The 19,061-nt window shown below is 37.3% G+C and carries 14 protein-coding genes and 1 tRNA gene; 9 read left to right on the top strand and 6 right to left on the bottom strand.

The features are described 5' to 3' along the window. Position 1: 1 nt before the first annotated feature. Both ABN256_RS17625 and orn read right to left on the bottom strand, forming a co-directional pair. Positions 2-74 (bottom strand) — tRNA-Gly (locus ABN256_RS17625). A 166-nt stretch (positions 75-240) separates the two neighbouring features. After that, positions 241-786: an oligoribonuclease gene (gene orn / locus ABN256_RS17620; RefSeq protein ID WP_109410158.1), complete on the bottom strand. Its 546-nt coding sequence runs from the start codon at positions 784-786 to the stop codon at positions 241-243. Positions 787-901: 115 nt separating this feature from the next. On the opposite strand from orn, the gene rsgA reads away from it, so the two are divergent. The 8 genes from rsgA (at position 902) to ABN256_RS17580 (ending at position 13,512) form a co-directional block, all read left to right on the top strand. Further along, positions 902-1,960 (top strand): small ribosomal subunit biogenesis GTPase RsgA, encoded by a 1,059-nt coding sequence (gene rsgA / locus ABN256_RS17615; protein WP_197269655.1) that lies wholly within the window; start codon positions 902-904, stop codon positions 1,958-1,960. Between the two features lie 88 nt (positions 1,961-2,048). After that, positions 2,049-2,945 (top strand): archaetidylserine decarboxylase, encoded by an 897-nt coding sequence (gene asd, locus ABN256_RS17610; RefSeq protein ID WP_349439843.1) that lies wholly within the window; start codon positions 2,049-2,051, stop codon positions 2,943-2,945. A gap of 22 nt (positions 2,946-2,967) precedes the next feature. Continuing rightward, the gene (mscM, locus tag ABN256_RS17605) at positions 2,968-6,303 is read left to right on the top strand and encodes a miniconductance mechanosensitive channel MscM (protein WP_196554244.1); all 3,336 of its coding nucleotides are present in this window, start codon (positions 2,968-2,970) and stop codon (positions 6,301-6,303) included. A gap of 1,318 nt (positions 6,304-7,621) precedes the next feature. Beyond that, a complete protein-coding gene (locus ABN256_RS17600) occupies positions 7,622-8,497 on the top strand; it encodes a LysR family transcriptional regulator (protein WP_196554243.1) in 876 nt (291 codons plus the stop codon). 204 nt (positions 8,498-8,701) lie between these two features. Next, positions 8,702-9,223, top strand: a complete 522-nt coding sequence (locus tag ABN256_RS17595) for a fimbrial protein (RefSeq protein ID WP_349439842.1) — start codon at positions 8,702-8,704, stop codon at positions 9,221-9,223. A gap of 134 nt (positions 9,224-9,357) precedes the next feature. Beyond that, positions 9,358-9,942, top strand: coding sequence for a fimbrial biogenesis chaperone (locus ABN256_RS17590; RefSeq protein ID WP_502929706.1), 585 nt, complete (start codon positions 9,358-9,360; stop codon positions 9,940-9,942). Between the two features lie 12 nt (positions 9,943-9,954). Further along, positions 9,955-12,480 (top strand): fimbria/pilus outer membrane usher protein, encoded by a 2,526-nt coding sequence (locus ABN256_RS17585; protein WP_349439841.1) that lies wholly within the window; start codon positions 9,955-9,957, stop codon positions 12,478-12,480. Positions 12,481-12,489: 9 nt separating this feature from the next. Further along, the gene (locus tag ABN256_RS17580) at positions 12,490-13,512 is read left to right on the top strand and encodes a fimbrial protein (protein ID WP_349439839.1); all 1,023 of its coding nucleotides are present in this window, start codon (positions 12,490-12,492) and stop codon (positions 13,510-13,512) included. A 76-nt stretch (positions 13,513-13,588) separates the two neighbouring features. Here the strand turns inward: ABN256_RS17580 and yigL are convergent, their stop codons facing one another. The 4 genes from yigL to pldA form a co-directional block, all read right to left on the bottom strand. Then, positions 13,589-14,389: a sugar/pyridoxal phosphate phosphatase YigL gene (gene yigL / locus ABN256_RS17575; protein ID WP_349439838.1), complete on the bottom strand. Its 801-nt coding sequence runs from the start codon at positions 14,387-14,389 to the stop codon at positions 13,589-13,591. A gap of 12 nt (positions 14,390-14,401) precedes the next feature. Further along, the gene (pldB, locus tag ABN256_RS17570) at positions 14,402-15,406 is read right to left on the bottom strand and encodes a lysophospholipase L2 (protein ID WP_196554238.1); all 1,005 of its coding nucleotides are present in this window, start codon (positions 15,404-15,406) and stop codon (positions 14,402-14,404) included. Between the two features lie 18 nt (positions 15,407-15,424). Beyond that, entirely contained in the window at positions 15,425-17,254 is a 1,830-nt protein-coding gene (recQ, locus tag ABN256_RS17565) for an ATP-dependent DNA helicase RecQ (protein ID WP_340894699.1), read from the bottom strand. Between the two features lie 114 nt (positions 17,255-17,368). Continuing rightward, positions 17,369-18,244, bottom strand: a complete 876-nt coding sequence (gene pldA, locus ABN256_RS17560) for a phospholipase A (RefSeq protein ID WP_072070834.1) — start codon at positions 18,242-18,244, stop codon at positions 17,369-17,371. A gap of 232 nt (positions 18,245-18,476) precedes the next feature. Between pldA and ABN256_RS17555 the strand changes: the two genes are divergently transcribed. Next, positions 18,477-18,944 carry a thioesterase family protein gene (locus tag ABN256_RS17555; protein WP_036939522.1) on the top strand — a complete coding sequence of 156 codons (468 nt, stop codon included), beginning with the start codon at positions 18,477-18,479 and terminating at the stop codon, positions 18,942-18,944. Positions 18,945-19,061 lie beyond the last annotated feature (117 nt).

Here is a 19,061-nt window from a genome sequence, read left to right as displayed (position 1 = left end):
GAGCGGGAAACGAGACTCGAACTCGCGACCCCAACCTTGGCAAGGTTGTGCTCTACCAACTGAGCTATTCCCGCGTCTTTCTTACACCCGTACAAATAAAATTCTTCATCGGTACGGGAAGCGCATTATACGAGAAAAATGCTTAACCGCAAGCCCTTATCAACAAAAAAATGCGTTTTTTTGATTGCGTGCCGATAAAATCATCACAATGATGCAATATCAATCATGAATGCACATTTTTTACTCTTTAATAAAGGTCTTACGATAATAGTCTAGCTCTGCAATAGATTCACGAATATCATCTAATGCTTGGTGAGTATTCTTTTTCTTAAAGCCGTCTAAAATTTCAGGCTTCCAACGACGCGCTAACTCTTTTAGTGTACTTACATCAAGATAGCGGTAGTGAAAGTATTGCTCTAGCTCTGGCATATAACGGTACAGAAAACGTCGGTCTTGGCCCACACTATTGCCACAAATAGGTGATACCCCTTTAGGTACCCATTTTTCTAGGAATTCAATTGTCGCTTTTTGTGCTGAATTATCATCATATTGACTGGTTTTCACACGTTCAACTAAACCACTACCCGTATGAGTGCGTGTATTCCATTCATCCATTAAACTCAGTTGTTCATCAGATTGGTGTACAGCAATTACCGGACCTTCGGCTAAAATATTAAGTTGAGGATCTGTCACAATGGTGGCAATTTCGATGATACGGTCACATTCAGGATCAAGACCGGTCATTTCCAGATCTATCCAGATCAGATTGTTCTCGCTTTTTGACATAATATATCCTAGCTGTTTCTAAGTGTGAGACATGATATTTTAGCGTTTATCATAGCGCGTTTACTCAATAAGCACGACAGAAGAACATCTAACCGAATAATACAAGTGAGGATCGGTGACAAAACGTAAATTATCTAAAGGCCAGCAACGTCGAGTACAAGAAAATCATAAAAAGCGTTTGCAGAGCAAAGAGAAAAAGAACCACGTTGAATTAGACGATACACAATTAGGCGAAGCTTCCGAAGGTTTAGTCATCAGCCGTTTTGGTCAACATGCAGATATTGAAGCGACTGACGGCACGATTACTCGATGCAATATCCGACGCACAATTTCATCCTTAGTGACGGGTGATAAAGTTGTATGGCGCCCTGCGCTACAAACACAAGAAAATGTCCGTGTGAATGGTATTGTTGAAGCGGTACATGAGCGTACCTCTGTACTAACACGCCCTGACTATTATGATGGCATTAAACCTATTGCGGCAAACATTGACCAAATTATTATTGTCTCCGCTATTTTGCCTGAATTGTCTTTAAATATTATCGACCGTTACCTTGTCGCTTGTGAAACGTTAAATGTTGAGCCACTGATTGTACTCAACAAAATCGATATGTTAGATACACAAAGCCGTAAAACAGTAAGCGAATGGATGCAGACTTATAAAGATATTGGTTATCGTGTCCTTGAAGTCTCTAGCTATACTAAAGAAGGACTAGAAGCGCTCACACAAGAACTTATCGGTCGTATTTCTATTTTTGCTGGACAATCGGGTGTGGGTAAATCAAGCTTGCTTAACACGCTACTACCACCGATGGAAGAAAGTATTGTTGTTAATCAGGTCTCTGATAACTCGGGTTTAGGGCAACATACAACAACCGCATCACGTCTTTACCATTTCCCACAAGGCGGAGATGTGATTGACTCTCCAGGAGTCCGTGAATTTGGCTTATGGCATTTAACGCCGGATCAAGTGACAAAAGGGTTTGTTGAATTTAGACCGTACCTTGGTGGTTGCAAGTTCCGCGATTGTAAACATTTAGACGATCCGGGTTGCTTAATCAATGAAGCCGTAAAAAAGGGTGAAATATCAGAAACACGCTTTGAAAACTACCATCGTATTTTAGAAAGTATGAGTCAGGTGAAAGTTCGTAAGAACATTAATTTAGACTCTTAATAATTGATTCACTGACAACCCGATTAAGGGTGGGTACAATAGACCCCTTTTGTCTATTTTTTATCGTTTAATCCCAGAGGTTGCCATTTTGGACAAGCTAAAAATTAAACTACAGTATTTATTGCCTAAATTATGGCTCACACAGCTAGCGGGTTGGTTTGCAAACAAAAAAGCGGGTGCAATCACCCAGTTTGTTATCAAAGCCTTCGCAAAAGCCTACAAAGTCGATATGAATGAAGCGAAAGACAGTCAGTTCCAAGCTTATTCAACATTCAATGAGTTCTTTATTCGAGCTTTAAAAGACGGCATACGTCCTATTGTTGAAGGTAATGACAAACTTGCATTACCTGCAGACGGTGCTGTCAGCCAACTTGGTCTTATTCAAGACGATCAAATTCTGCAAGCTAAAGGACATCATTACACTCTTGAAGCGTTACTCGCGGGTAACTTTATGTTGGCAGATAAATTCCGTAATGGTCAGTTTATTACGACATATCTTTCGCCTCGCGATTACCACCGTGTTCACATGCCTTGCGATGGTTTATTAAAAGAGATGATTTATGTTCCTGGTGATCTCTTCTCTGTTAATCCATTGACGGCGGCCAATGTACCAAACTTATTTGCACGTAATGAACGCATTATTTGTCTTTTTGAAACGCAGTTTGGTCCAATGATACAAATTCTGGTAGGTGCAACTATTGTTGGTAGTATTGAAACGATTTGGTGTGGCATGGTAACACCACCTCGTGAAGGTATTATTAAGCGTTGGACTTATCCTCAAGCAGACAAAGCAGGAGCGATATTCTTGAAAAAAGGTGAGGAGATGGGCCGATTTAAGTTAGGTTCAACAGTTATCAACCTGTTCCCTGAAAATACCGTTCAATTGAATAAAGATCTTATGAATGGCTCCGTTACATTAATGGGGGAACAATTAGGTTCCATCATCAATGTTGCTGGCAATGACGTTAACGCCATCAGTGAATAATACGTAATTCGGAGTAACCTTTGTGCGCCTGATAATCAGTCTTTTCTTCTCGCTCTTTTTGACTTTTTCGTTAAGTACGTCTGCAATATCAGCAGATGTAGAAAAATTACGTCAAGATATTAAACAACTTGAAGGAAGTACTAATCCTCAAGATATTGAGACTGTTCAGGCGCTGCAAGGCACTATCAACTGGATTAATGATGGTGAAAAAGCCCAAACAAATGCAGACAACTATCAAAAAACCATTGATGATTATCCAGAGATCACAAAAGAACTCAGAACTAAGCTTCTTGAAGAAAGTCACGCAGTTCCAACTATCCCAGAAAAAATTAGCATTCCTGATTTAGAACAGAAAATTATTCAAGTCAGTAGCCAATTAATGGAGCAAGCAAGGCTTCAACAGCAAGAACAAGACAAAAGCCGTGAAATCAGTGAATCTTTAAATTTATTGCCTCAACAACTCTCTGAAGCACGTCGTTTATTAAGTGACGCAACAGCAAGACTAGCCTCTGTGAGTGCATCAACAACCCCGTTAACAGAAGCTCAAAATAAACTGACTCAAGCTGAAGTAACAGCACGTAAAGCGATGGTTAATGAACTAGAAATGGCGCAACTATCAGCTAATAATCGCCAAGAAATCGCACGCCTTCGCTTAGAGTTATTTAAAAAACGCTATCAACGCCTTGATGTACAACTACAACAATTACGTAGTTTATTGAATATAAAACGCCAAGAAGTGGCTGATCTTGCGTTAGAAAAAACAGAGATGTTGGCAGAACAAGGTGGTGAATTGCCTGAGTTTCTGACAAAACAGATCCAAACCAACCGTGAGCTTTCACAAATCCTGAATAAACAGACACAGGAAATGAGCGATCTCTCTGAAAAACAACGGATTACTACACAACAAACACAGCAAGTTCGTCAAACACTCACCACGATCCGCGAACAAGCACAGTGGCTAAGTGGCTCCACCGCATTAGGTGAAGCGTTAAGAACACAACTTTCTCGTTTACCTGAAATGCCTCGCTCACAAGAACTTGATAGAGATATTATTCAATTACGTGTTGAGCGTTTAGGTTATGAAGATATGCTGGAGAATTTAAGCAAGATCCAGCCACCTGAAACGGCGGATGGCTCTAAATTACCTGAAGCTCAGCAATATATCTTTGATTCCCTTATTCAAGCTCGCCATGAGCTATTAAATTCATTACTATCAGGCTATGACTCTCAGATCCTTGAATTAACAAAACTCAAAGTCGCCACAACCCAATTAGCGGATGCTTTAAAAGAAACAAAAGACGCGACAAACCGCTATATGTTCTGGGTTGCCGATATCAGCCCTATCAAATTCAATTATCCAGTTTTATTAGTCAAAGATATCACTCGGCTACTTTCATTAGATACCTTTTCACAATTAGGCCATGCTGCTGTTAGCATGCTTAAAAACCAAGATACGTTTCTATTCTTGTTTGTTACCTTATCAATTGTTGGTTTTAGCCTTCGTACTCGAAAACACTACAACGCTTTTCTAGAAAGAGTCAGTAACCGTATTGGTAAAGTCACCCAAGATCATTTTTCACTGACAATACGTACCGTTTTTTGGTCTATTTTAATTGCACTTCCGTTACCTCTATTATGGTCTGCGGTCGGTTATGGCTTACAAAGTGTTGAATGGCGTTATCCAATGGCCGGCGCGATTGGCTATGGTGTAACAGCAGCAGCTCCTGTGTTATGGCTATTTATGATCAGTGCGACCTTCGCACGTCATAACGGTTTATTTATCGCTCAATTTAAATGGAAAGAAAGTCGAGTCAAAAAAGCAATGCGCTTTTACCAGCTTTCTATTTTTGTCATCGTCCCACTAATGATGTCATTAATTACCTTTGAATATTATAGTGATAGAGAATTTGCACCAACAGTCGGTCGCTTCTGTTTCTTGCTACTCTGTATAGCCCTAAGCTTTATTACTTCAAGTCTTAAAAAAGCCCATGTTCCCCTTTATCTTGACAAACATGGGTCTGGTGATAATGCAATAAACACTATCTTATGGTGGTTCTTACTTCTTGCCCCTGTTATTGCAGGCTTAGCCGCTGTTTTAGGTTACCTTTCTACTTCGATTGTCTTGCTTGGCCGTTTAGAAATGTCAGTAGCAATTTGGTTTGCTTTACTGATTATCTATCACATTATTCAGCGGTGGATGCTTATTCAACGTCGTAAATTAGCTTTTGAACGCGCAAAACAGAAACGGGCTGAAATTCTTGCCCAACGTGCGAAAGGCGAAGATGAAAATACCATTGTGGGCAGTAGCGGTGAGAGTACAGTAGGGCTTGAAATTGAGGCTCAAGAAATAGACCTTGATGCAATCAGCGCGCAATCTATTGGCTTAGTTCGCTCTATTCTGACCATGATTGCATTAGTGTCGATGATCTTATTATGGTCTGAATTAAACACCGCATTTTCCTTTGTCGATAATATTCGTCTTTGGGATGTAACCTCATCGGTGAATGGAGTTAACACCATACAACCTATTACCATGGGCTCTATTTTAGTGGCGATCCTTGTAATTATTATCACTACGCAATTGGTGAGAAATTTACCCGCTTTACTTGAACTGGCTATTTTACAACATTTAGATTTAACGCCAGGTACAGGCTATGCCATTACTACCATGACTAAATACAGTATCACTCTAATTGGTAGCATTGTAGGCTTCTCCTTATTAGGGATTGAATGGTCAAAATTACAATGGTTAGTCGCTGCAATGGGGGTTGGGTTAGGCTTTGGTTTACAAGAAATTTTTGCCAATATCATTTCCGGGCTGATGATCTTGTTTGAAAAACCTATCCGTATTGGCGATACCGTAACCATCCGTAATTTGACGGGGAATATTTCTAAGATCAACACCCGAGCGACTACGTTGACCGACTGGGATAGAAAAGAAATTATCGTACCTAATAAAGCCTTTATTACGGAACAATTTATTAACTGGTCTCTGTCGGACTCTGTTACCCGTATTGTGATGACTATTCCTGCTCCAGCAGACTGTAATAGCGAGCAAGTCACAAATGTTTTATTAGAAGCCTCAAAACGCTCTACAATGATTTTAGAAAACCCAGCACCTGAGGTTTATTTAGTCGATTTACAACAGGGTATTCAAATTTTTGAATTGCGTGTTTATGCAGCTGAAATGGGACACAGAATGCCCGCCAGACATGAAATTCATCAAAATATTCTTTTAGCCTTTGCAGAACATGGTATTCCACTGCCTTTCCCACCATTCCAAGCAAGAGTGGACATGATGGGTAATACAATTCGTAGCTCTATGCGAGCGACACCTAGAGAAGTTGGGGGATTATAATCCGCTGATTCCAATTAATTTGATATAAAGCCATTGTTTTATCGAAAAATACGAAAGGCAATGGCTATGTTCTTTTATTTCTCTCCTTTTTCATCCTCTTTACTGGTGCTTTTATCAGCCTATTCTGTTGCTTTGCTTCACTTATAGCTCATTGATTGTATAAAATTAATCCATATTTTCTTCCCAGCGTCTTATTTTTAGAAAAAAAAGAGATTATTTTTTAATTTTTTGTTTAATAAAATTGATAAATAGTAACATTGAGAAACTACTCTTCAATCAATGATAATATGAAGATAATAAAACGAACATCATAAAAAGATCGCCAATTCTTGGGAAAACTATTTTTAAAGCAATATACTTTTCTAACAAAGTATCCAATTAACCGAAGAACAAAGTGCCATTTTGGACAAGGCATTTAATCTACTTTAATATAAAATATATTTTTCTTACCTTTATTATTTTTTATCTCTGTCAACAACATCGAACATTTAACGGAAAACAACCGCTAATTATTGATCCAAGTCACACATTTACGTTTTTATACTTAATCTCACTCCTAATGTGAGTGAAAAGACACTTTCATGGGATTTTAATTTTCAAGTTGATATCTCTAACGGAAGATTTTCTTTTTTAAGTTAAATAAGTTAAGTTGTTTATAGGTCAACAAATTTAATATTAGCATTTAAAATAATGGTAGTTTTACATATTGAAATACTTTATTATTTCAATATATAAAACCTAATTTCATCTAATTTAGACTAAACTGTAGTATTTAAAATTATAAGTAGTCTTTTATATTTTAGTAAAACCATCTTAAGCCAAATATGAGATATTTTTATTTTTTAACAAATCACAATTAATAAATAATAAAAGAACTTAAATTCAAATAATAAATAGAATATAGATTAACGAGCATTACGGAAAAAACAAATAAAAAAATAAAAATAATCAATAAATAAAATCAAATAACATTAATTATATGAATAAAAAAAGAGAAATAAATATTAATATAATTAAAAATCATTTCAACCCATATTAAAAACTCCTTCTTATTTATATAAATTGAAATAATAAAAAACAAAAAAAGCCAACTTTGTCTATTTTATGAAAAAACACTTCAAATAACGGAAAATAAAAAAGTATAAATATTTTTATTAAAAGTATATTGATTATTAAACAATAACACTATCTATTATAATGTTAATATTTTTTAAACTTGATTAAAAAATGAGTATTACTACCTATTAACAATGCTAAGATATATTGCTAGCTTCATTTTTAATGAGTATTAAATAAACAATAATAAGAAGGTTCCATCATGGAAAAATCCCGAACGACTCTCGATCAGTGGATTACCTTACAAGCCGTCGTTGATTATGGCGGCTTTGCCCAGGCTGCAGATGCACTGCATAGAACTCAATCATCGATTAGCTATACAATCAATAAATTAGAGCAAACTTTGGGCATTGAAATTCTCTCTTTAGAGAAAAGGCGAGCAGTACTTACGCATGAAGGCAAATTATTACTTGAGTTATCGAGAGAAATCACTGAAAAGGCCATTTCGCTAGAAAAGGAAGCAAAAAAATTAATATTTAACAATAAGTTAAAAATAAATATGCTTATCGACCCTTTGTATGTTTCAGACTTATTTTTAGATAAAATCTCTCAATTTATTAAAGCGAATAAACATTATGATATTAATATTCATAAAATCGCACTGAGTCAATCAGATGTATTATCGCAAAAAGATCATGATTTAGTGATAACACACCATAACATAAAATCATTACAACCCATTGATTTAGAATGTATAAAAACAGTATTAGTTACACATCCTGAGAGCGTGTTACAACATATCAACAATAATGACTTATGCAAGGAATTACAAAAACATACATATATTTCATTATCCCGTAATAGCATAGACATAGACCATCATAATCAAGTGATTCATGTTGGTTCAATAGAAACAGCGATAAGCCTTGTTAAACATGGCCTTGGCTATTCTCGACTCCCATTTGCAGCCATTCAGGAAGAATTGAATAAAAATTCGATTAAACAATTAAATACACATAATAAAGATAAAGAATATCGTTTTTATCTTTATTTGAATAAAAATTCATTTCCTATAGAAGATATAGAGAAATTATTATTAGCAATAAATAGTTCGCCTTGTGATTTAATTAATGACTAATTAAACATTATCCTTAATTAAAAAAACAAACATTAAACATTTTGATATTAAGACAAAAAAACTCATGTAAATCTTCATTAACTTAAATTTTTTGTAATGCTATATTTTATTGGCATATCTTCTATGCGAATAAACCTATACTTAAATTTATACTTATAAATAAATTAAAAAGTAAAAATAATTACTTTTTAAACAGGACTGATCATGAGCAAATTAAATAAATCTCTCTATTTATTAGGGATAAGTTTCTCTCTACTTTCTGCACCAGCTACTTTTGCATCGGGCACTATTAATTTTACCGGAGAAATAACAGACCAAGCCTGTACAGTAGACAGCTCTTCTAAAAATCTGACTGTAGATTTAGGAAAAGTGTCTTCAAAAAGCTTAGCCACTAAAGGCGAAGTCGCAGGCCTTAAAGATTTCACGATTAAACTGATTGATTGCCCTGTTGATACCACTGTTGCCGTACGCTTCGGTGGTACTCGTGATGCAATTGATAGCGATATTTTAGCCATCGACCAAGCCTCAGGTGGTGCAACAAACGTCGGTATCGCACTATTTGAGAAAGATGCTGTATCTCAAATTAATCTATATGACGACTCTAAAGAGGTCGAAATTAAAGGTACAGAAATTAACTTAGATTATGTTGCTCGTTATAAAGCAACAGCACAAGCAACACCAGGCCCAGCTAACGGCTCCGCCGTCTATAGCATCCAATACAAATAATAAAAAATGAGGGTAATACTTATTACCCTCTTATTTCTTCTTAACTTTATAGCACCAATATGAAAAAGAATATTTTTCTCACATTATTTTTTTGTTTTTCTCTCATAACGGTATGCCATGCAGCAGGGATAAGTGTGGGTGGAACGCGGTTTGTTTATAACGATAATGCTCGTGAAATAAGCATTCCTATTCTTAATACCGATAAAGAAAAACCTTATCTGATCCAAAGTTGGGTTTCAGCTTTTCAAGGTAATGACAAAGCGCCTTTTATCGCAACCCCTCCTCTTTTTCGTATTGAGCCAGATAGCACTGGTACAGCACGTATTTCTTATACAGGAGAACCCTTAAATTCAAATACCGAAGTTGTCTATTGGCTTAATATCAAATCTATCCCTCCCGTTGAAAAAAGCCCTGAAAATCAACTTCAGCTGGTAATCAATTCTCAATTTAAACTTTTTTTACGTGCTCATGATATTGAGCCACTTAACTTTAATAACGTCGAACTATCAAAACAAAATCAAGGCTTAGTGCTTAAGAACAACACGCCTTATCACTTAACCATTAAACATATTTTTATTGATGACAAACGCTACCCTTACGATCCTTTAATTCAGCCACATCAAGAAGTGATATTGCTAGAAAAAACACCCACTTATCATAAAGTTAAAGTTCAGTTTATTAATGACTACGGTGCAACTGTAGATAAAGTATTAAACTAAGGGTGTATGGCGATGACTTTATCCATAATAGCGTTATCAACAAAACGATTATTCGTATTTCCTAACAATAATCTCAATCACCACGGTTTACTGGCCATAGCGATCGCCACTATTTTATATCCCTATCAGGTAATGGCTGAAGAGCAATTTAACCCTGATGCACTCAATTTAGGAATAGAAAGTCAAGTTGCGGATATTAATAGCCTTGATTATTTTTCTTATGCTGGAGGCCAACTTCCTGGTGTCTATTCTGTTGATATTTATCTCAATAACAAATTAATTGATAACCGCCAAGTACGTTTTATTTTTAACGAAGAAAAAAAGACACTTACACCAGAGATCACTAAACAAGACTTATTAAATTGGGGTGTCAAAGGATCTGTAATACCACAATCTAATCAACAAATTAAAAATGAAACGATCACTGATATTGCTCGCATTATTCCAAATGCAACATATCAGTATGATTTTTCACGAGCACGACTGTCATTTTCTATACCACAAATTGCTTTATATAATTATGGACATGGCTATATCTCACCCACGCAATGGAATGACGGTATTAATGCTGCCTTTGTGAATTACACCTATCGACAAAATAAGTATTGGTATCATGATCAACATAATAGCAACTCTCTTTTTTTAGGGTTACGCAGTGGTGTTAATGTGGGTTCATGGCGTTTACGTAATCACAGTAACTATAATAAAAACAGTGATAACTCTTCACAATGGAATAGTTTGCAAACTTATGTTGAGAGAGATATTCGTAGTTTAAAAAGCCGTTTAACCATCGGTGAAACTGCCTCTGATAATGATGTATTAGAGAGTATTCCATATCGTGGCATTAAACTTGCCTCTGATGAAAGTATGTTGCCACAAAGTCAACGGGGATTTGCCCCTGTTGTAAGAGGGATTGCTCAAAGCAATGCTGTGGTTACTGTTCGTCAAAATAACAGCGTGATTTACCAAACTTCTGTTCCACCGGGTGAATTTGCTATTTCAGATTTATATCCCACTTCTTACAGCGGCGACTTACAAGTCACAATTGAAGAAGCAGACGGAACAACACGTACCTTTTCACAACCCTTTTCAGCGGTTCCCATGATGCAACGTGCGGGTAGCTTAAAATACAGTATAGATATCGGTAAATATCATGCTGATACAGCGGCGAAAAAACCTAATTTCTTTCAAACCTCGGCTATTTATGGGCTCCCTTATAATTTATCTATTTATGGTGGCACATTAATTTCTGCTGATTACCAAGCTTATGCATTAGGCACTGGAGTTAATCTTGGTTATTTAGGTGCTGTTTCTGCCGATATTACTCATGCGAAAACAACCTTAATCAATGACGATGAAGCCCAAGGGCAATCTTATCGTATTCAATATTCTAAATATTTACCTGATACCAAAACTGGTTTTTCACTGGCATCTTATCGCTATTCAACAAAAAATTACTATGATTTCTCAGCAGCTAATGAGCGTTTTTCTCATCTTTATCATAAGAAAAAGCAGTTTCAGTTATCTGTATCGCAATCTTTAGGTGATATGGGTTATCTCTCATTAAATGGTTATCAACAATATTATTGGTATCAAGACAGAGTTGATCGCAATGTGAATGTGAGTTTTAACTCAAATTATCGTGCACTAAGTTATAGCGTCTCTTATGCCTATAACAAACGTCAAGAAAGTGGATTAACCGATCAGATTTTATCTATTAATTTTAGTCTTCCGTTTAATATTGCTCAGAATAACAATTGGTTAAGTTATCGCTATAACAGTAGCAAACAAGGTGATTCTATTAGCTCTGTAAGTTTAAGTGGCACTCAGTTGGAAGATAACAACCTACAATATGATATTTCACAAAACTACAATCATTCTCGTCAAGAATACAGTGGCTCTGTTAATGGCAACTACAGTGCTTCAGGGGGAGAGATCAGTGCGGGTTACAGTTACGACAAACGCTATCAATCAATGAATTGGGGAGCAAATGGCGCACTCTTAATTCATCAAGGTGGAATAACGCCATCTCGTACAATCTATGATTCTGCAATTTTAATTAAAGCAGAAGATGTTGATAACTTAAAGGTCAGTAGTGCACAGAGTCTTTATACCAACAATCAAGGCTACGCGGTCATTCCTAATGTTTCACGTTATGAGCGCAATAAAGTAACCGTCGATCCTGCCTCTTTAACGGGTAATAACGATGTTGAATTAACATCAACGACAGTTATACCAACCAAAGGAGCAATTGTCTTAGCTGATTTCAAAGCAAGAAAAGGGGCTCGTGTGCTTGCAAACTTACACTACAACGGAACACCATTGCCATTTGGTACTCAAGTCGAGATTTATCAAAACGGGCAAGTGCTTTCAAGTGGGATTGTTGCCAATGATGGTGAGGTTTTCTTAAATGGTGTGCCTGAGCAGAGTCAATTACGTGCCAAATGGGGTAACAGCGCCGTTGAACAATGCCAAACTACTTTAAATGTGGATCTCTCGTTAGAAAAGATCCAATTTTTACAACTAGATTGCAGATAGGTGATAACAATGAATAAATATATAACGCTAGGTTGTCTGTCTGTTCTTTTGTATACATCAACCACTATGGCTGAATTTAGGGCAGATCTCACGACTAAGACAGTAACTTATTCAGCACCTATTTATGTATCGCGTTCAGCACCAATTTTAACGGAAGTCGCCACAATTCCGTTAGGAACAATGAATGCATGGACATGGTGGAACCTTTCTGGAGGCGAAGTTAGGCCTGGAATTTATTTGCCTGGTTCGTTTAATGCTTCCAGCCCTAGAGTGAATGGGGCTTATGTCAGAGAACTCAATAGCAGTGGTATTGGTTATACGTTACATGGCACCATTAGCGGAAGTTGTAGTGGGTCTGCTTATGTAGATGGACAGCAAAATATTGATGGTAACTATAGTAACAGGCTTATTTGTTCATCTAACACCACCAGCGGTAACTACTCTGTTACATTAGAAATGAAGCTATATAAGCTACGTGATAATGTAAAATCACAAACCATTCCGGGTATATGGGCTGCAATGTTGATTGTCTATAACAATGGTTTTATCACCAGTGACTATACAGGTAAAACGGAGCCAAGAATTAATCTTTCACCGTTAACCATTATTTCTAGTGGTTGTGATGTGGTGAATAATAATATTAATGTTCCTCTTGGCGCTGTACCTAAGTCCAGTTTTAATGGCGTGGGCTCTGTAAGTGTAGAGAGTATTAAAGATTTCAATATTGATTTAAGTTGTGATCCTGTTTCACCGATTAAAATTCGATTTGATGGTGTTGCTGATAGCCAACAAACCGCAGGAACAATTGGTTTAAGTAATCCAACAGACAGCAATACCGCTAAGGGTTATGGCATACAGGTTAAGTATCAAAACCAGCCAATAAAGCTGGGACAATTAATAACAGTAAGTGAAAAAAACAGCAGTGCAGGAAGTTATTCTATCCCTTTAGAAGCGGGTTATATCCAAACATCTGATAAAACGAGTGCGGGTAAAGCGAATGGGACATTACAATTTACAATGCAATATCACTAACAAAGTTTAGGCTGATTTAAAAAAATAAAAAGAAGGCGAACACTATTATCTTGTTCGCCTTTTTCTTTAGAGAGGATCACACTTGGTATAACTTACGTAAATAATGAGGAACTGCTTCATTCGCATTAGCGCCAATGACTTCCATATTGGGTAGTAGATCTTTTAATGTCTGGTGCGCATTTTCCATAATACAACCTTTACCCGCCATCTGTAGCATCTCTTTGTCATTCATACCATCACCAAATGCGATAGCATCTTTCGCAGAGTGTTGCATCAGTTCAGCCACTTTCTCTAGTGCCTCACCTTTAGATACGCCCCCTGCCATCACTTCTAAGCAATTACGTAGTGAGAAACTCACATTGACCTTATCACCCCAAAGCTGATTAATTTCATTCTCTAGTTTCAGTAATAGCTCATGATCATCAGAGGTAAAAAAGACCTTACAGACATTGGTGGTCGGGAATCCTGTTTTACAATATAATTCATAGCTAAAGTCTGATTCTCGAAAAAACTCACAAGCCCCCGGCATCTCTTTATTAACATACCAGTAGTCACCCGCATAAATATTAGTTTCAATTTCAGGGTGATCAAAAACCATAAGCGCCAAATCATAAGCGATTTCAGGCTCAAGATCTTGGCTAAAAATAAGGTCGCCATGCGTGTTATGCACTCTTGCACCATTAGACGTTATCATATAAGCGTTAATGCCTAATCCATCACGAATTTGAGCAACATCGACATGATGGCGGCCTGTTGCGAATACAAAATGCACCCCTTTATTAATAAGTAGGTGTAGTGTTTCTTGCGTATAGGGAGTTAATACATGATTAGGTGATAACAACGTGCCATCAAGATCTGAAGCGACTATCGAATACATACACATTCCTGATTAAAATAAATGCTTATCATAAAACTCACAGATTTCATTCAATGCTTGTGAGCGTAGCTTATCTATTTCGAACAAGATTTCATGATGCGCACCCTTAATCACCAGTGGCAATTTTTGCTTTTCTTCTCTTGTTCTGGACTGACTATAACGTTCACAGAAAGCCCTTAGCTCTTGATTATCGACCACCTTGTCATGCTCAGCTTCAAGCACTAATAAAGGGGTATCAATCTCTCCCGCATGTTCAATTAACCAATCTCCTGTTTTCAGGCTTTCGCCCATCCAATGATAAGTAGGGCCACCTAATCGTAGCTCAGGAAAATCAGCGTAATAACGTAAATAACGACGGTATCGTTCATGGCTATGTGTTAACACATTAAGAATAAAAGGTAATGGAAACCATTTACCTGTTGATACTGCGTAGTTATTTCTTTCAGATTGACTTTGTTCTGCTCGATTGACTAAAAAATTAGCCACCCAGCGAGGTATCGGTAATTTAATACCAAACATCGGCGCACTTAATGCGGCGGCTTTAAAAACATGAGGATATTTTAGAAGATATCCCGTTAAAATAGCACCGCCCATTGAATGAGCTAATGCAAAATAATGTTGGTATTGATAAGGCAACACTATCGTATCAATGAATGTTGAGAAGTCATCAATATAATCACTAAATTTTTCTACATGACCTTTTTGTGTGTCTTCTAATAGTCGGTCTGACAGGCCTTGTCCTCGATGATCAAGCAAAAAAACATCATAGCCAATATGGAAAAAATCAAATGCAACTTCAGGGTACTTTACATAGCTTTCACTACGGCCTGAAGAAATTACTAGTGCTTTATTGTGCGATGGTGAACGCCAATGAACATAACGGATCTTTACTCCATCGACACCCGTAAATTCACCTTCTTCACGCTGGTTCCAAAAATCCAATAAAGTGCCATTCGTAAAAGCAGAAAACTGCTTTTCACGAGATAACCACGAATGTTTAAAAAGAGTGGTTGTCATTGGCTCTCCTTGTTGGCGTTATTCGAAGCCCTCAATATGGTCACGGATCAGTGTCATAAAAGCAGGTCCAAATCGTTCTAATTTTCGTTGGCCGACACCGTTTATTAATAACAACTCATCAGGATAAACAGGACATTGCTCTGCCATCTCTATCAATGTGACATCATTAAAGACCACAAAGGGCGGAATATTTTCTTCATCAGCAATAGATTTACGTAATTTACGTAGTTTCGCAAATAATTTTCTATCGTACTGTCTATGCGCATTTTTTGTTTGTTGATTACGGCTTTTTGTTGGACTTAATAATCTAGGCACGGCTAATTGTAATGGAACTTCACCTCGTAAGATGGGTCTTGCCATCTCAGTAAGCTGTAATGCAGAGCGGTGTACAATATTTTGTGTCACCATACCCAAATGAATAAGTTGGCGTATCACACTCACCCAATGTTCATGACTTTGTGCTTTACCAATACCATAAACAGGTAATGTATCGTGTCCTGCATCGCGAATACGTTGATTATTCGCTCCTCTTAATATTTCAACAATATAACCAATTCCAAAGTGTTGCCCCGTACGATAAATGCAGGATAAAGCCTTTTGCGCATCGATCAACCCATCATATTGCTTAGGAGGATCAAGACAAATATCACAGTTACCGCAGGCATTTTGCCGATGTTCATCGAAATAATTAAGGAGCACTAGTCGTCGGCATGTTTGTGCTTCAGCAAATGCCCCCATTGCGTTGAGCTTATGCATTTCAATCGCTTTTTGGTCACTTTCCGGCTTTTCATCTAAACAACGACGTAACCATGCCATATCAGCGGGATCGTAAAATAATACGGCTTCTGCAGGTAATCCATCCCGCCCTGCACGCCCAGTTTCTTGGTAATAAGATTCAATATTACGAGGTATATCAAAGTGAACCACAAAACGCACGTTAGGTTTGTTTATCCCCATTCCAAACGCAACGGTTGCAACAACAATTTGCAAATCATCGCGCTGGAACGCCTCTTGTACTTTAGCTCGCTGTGTCATCTCCATTCCGGCATGATAACCTGCAATACTCAATCCTCGCTTACTGAGTCGCTCTGCGGTTTCTTCTACTTTACTGCGACTATTACAGTAAATAATGCCTGACTTTCCTTTTTGGCCACGAATAAAGAGCCAAAGTTGATCAAGTGGTTTGTATTTCTCGACTAAAGTGTAGCGGATATTTGGTCTATCAAAACTGCTGATATGAATTAAAGGATCACGTAAGACTAGCTGATTTATAATGTCATAACGTGTTGTGTTATCTGCTGTTGCTGTCAGTGCAACAATAGGAACATCGGGAAGATATTGCCTTAATAATCCAATGCCACGATACTCAGGGCGGAAGTCATGCCCCCACTGTGAAATACAGTGTGCTTCATCAACAGCTAGCAATGCAGGTTTCCACTGCACTAATTGGTGAAGAAAGCTCTCCATCATTAAACGTTCAGGAGCAATATACAGCAGTTTTATTTCACCCTTTTGACACCGCATTTGAACATCAAGTTGCTCTTCACGGGTTTGTGTTGAGTTTAAATAAGTAGCTTCAATGCCATGAAGACAAAGCTGATCGACTTGATCTTTCATCAAGGAGATCAATGGCGACACAACGACGGTTAATCCATCTAACAATAATGCCGGAATTTGATAGCAAAGGGATTTTCCACCCCCAGTCGGCATCACAACAAGGCAATCACGTCCTGTTGTAATAGTATGGATGATCTCTTGCTGACCAGGACGAAATTGCTGATAACCAAAGGTTTCTCGCAAAATAGTCTGTGCTGATGGCATTGAATTAAGAACTTCTGCTGTGGACACGCCGTTCCTCTGAAAAGCTGCTGATAAAAACTATGATGAGGAGTCAAAGAAAAGGCACCAATATGAAGGTGCCGTCATCATTTATAGCGTTATGCTACCCCAGAACGAGGAAAATTACAGCATATCATTCAGCATCACACCCACACCAACACGTGTCTGGCGAAAATTATAGTCAATCATCGATTCACCATAACCGCTAAATACTTGGGTATAAAAGCGAACATGCTTAGTAATTGGATAGCTCCAACCTAATTCAGCGGCGCCATAACCACTGTTCCAGTTATAGCGTCCTGTTGCAGTGATCACACTCTCACCTAATCGATAACCTGCTTTTAAACGATAATAGCCCATGTAACGATTAATTTCTGGATTATCATCACGTTGTGCACTTTCGCTAAAGCGATACCATGGTTTTAAATCGAGCTGCAAATTACCTTTTTGTGCCATAAATCGCGCATAAACTCGATTCCAACTACGAGATGTAGGATCTGAACGCCCATTTGATTCATGATTAAAACCTGTCTCAATTTCACGAAGTGTCCAACCTGCAAATTTATAGTCAGTAGCCCAACCTAGAAAGAGTTGTGGCTCATAGTTTGTCTCACGGAAAGGAGCTGATTCTTTCTTATTACTTAATTGCCACCAAGAACGTTGAGTATAAGACGCTGCTAATACAGAGTTTTCACCCGCAATACCACGCCATAAAGGAAAAGCCAAACTAAGCTGAAATTTCACCTCATCTTTTTTAGCCTTATTACCCCAATCATAACTTTGAATCGCCTCTTTATTCATATCAGAGGTATCAGTGTAAATAATATAATTAGATTCATAAGGATAAAGAACAAAAGGTGAGTCGTATTCTTGTAATAAACCGGAAATAATACTGCCCTGAACAAGCGGTGCAGGAGATGATGATGTTTGAATTTCGGATGCAAATCCCCATGCTGGATAGAATAAAGCCACCGCAAGTAAAGAACGGATGTAACGCATAGTTAATTATCCTGTTTCATTATTGAATAATATAGAAGTTAGTACTTACTTTATAATTAGTTCTTATAAATGTGCTTTATTACACTTAAGCCACCATATTTTACACGTAATCGCCATTAAATCTCGTATATTTTTACACCATTATATTTATAGCACGAATGGGAAATTACGGTTTCGTCATGTATCATTAACATTATATTAACTTTATGACGTAATATCGGAGGTTCTAAAAATGGAAAAGCAATTAACATTAGAAGAGGCTCAAACCTTAATTGGTCATGTTTTTGTGTATAAAATGCCGTTTAACCAGTTGATTGGGTTAGAGCTAGTTCGTTTTGAACAAGATTATGCAGAAATTCAATTCCGCTACCAAGATAAATTAGTCGGTAATATTGCTCAACGTATTTTACATGGAGGCCTTATTGCTTCAGTGCTTGATGTCAGTGCAGGATTAGTTTGTGTTGGTAATGCATTAACACGTTTAGCACCTATATCCCAAGAGCAGTTAGAACAGAAACTTGCTAAAATGGGTACGATTGATTTACGGGTTGATTATTTACGACCTGGACGTGGGGAGTGTTTTACTGCAAGTAGTCATATCTTGCGCAGTGGTAATAAAGTCTCTGTTGCTCGTGTTGAATTACATAATGAAAAACAAGTTCATATAGCAAGTGGAACAGCCACCTACATTGTGGGTTAAGTCTTTGTTAAAATTCATTATGCGCTATGATGCTGAGAATGTTATTAATTACTTGTAAAAATGCATGCCTAATGACACATTAGATAATGTCATTGGGTATGATAACCCCGTCACACA

The organism is Proteus sp. fly-1008 (assembly GCF_040140305.1).
In the GTDB taxonomy this organism is placed as follows: Bacteria; Pseudomonadota; Gammaproteobacteria; order Enterobacterales; family Enterobacteriaceae; genus Proteus; species Proteus vulgaris_B.
Note: the sequence above shows the minus strand (reverse complement) of the source record. Positions and strands in the feature narration are given on the sequence as shown.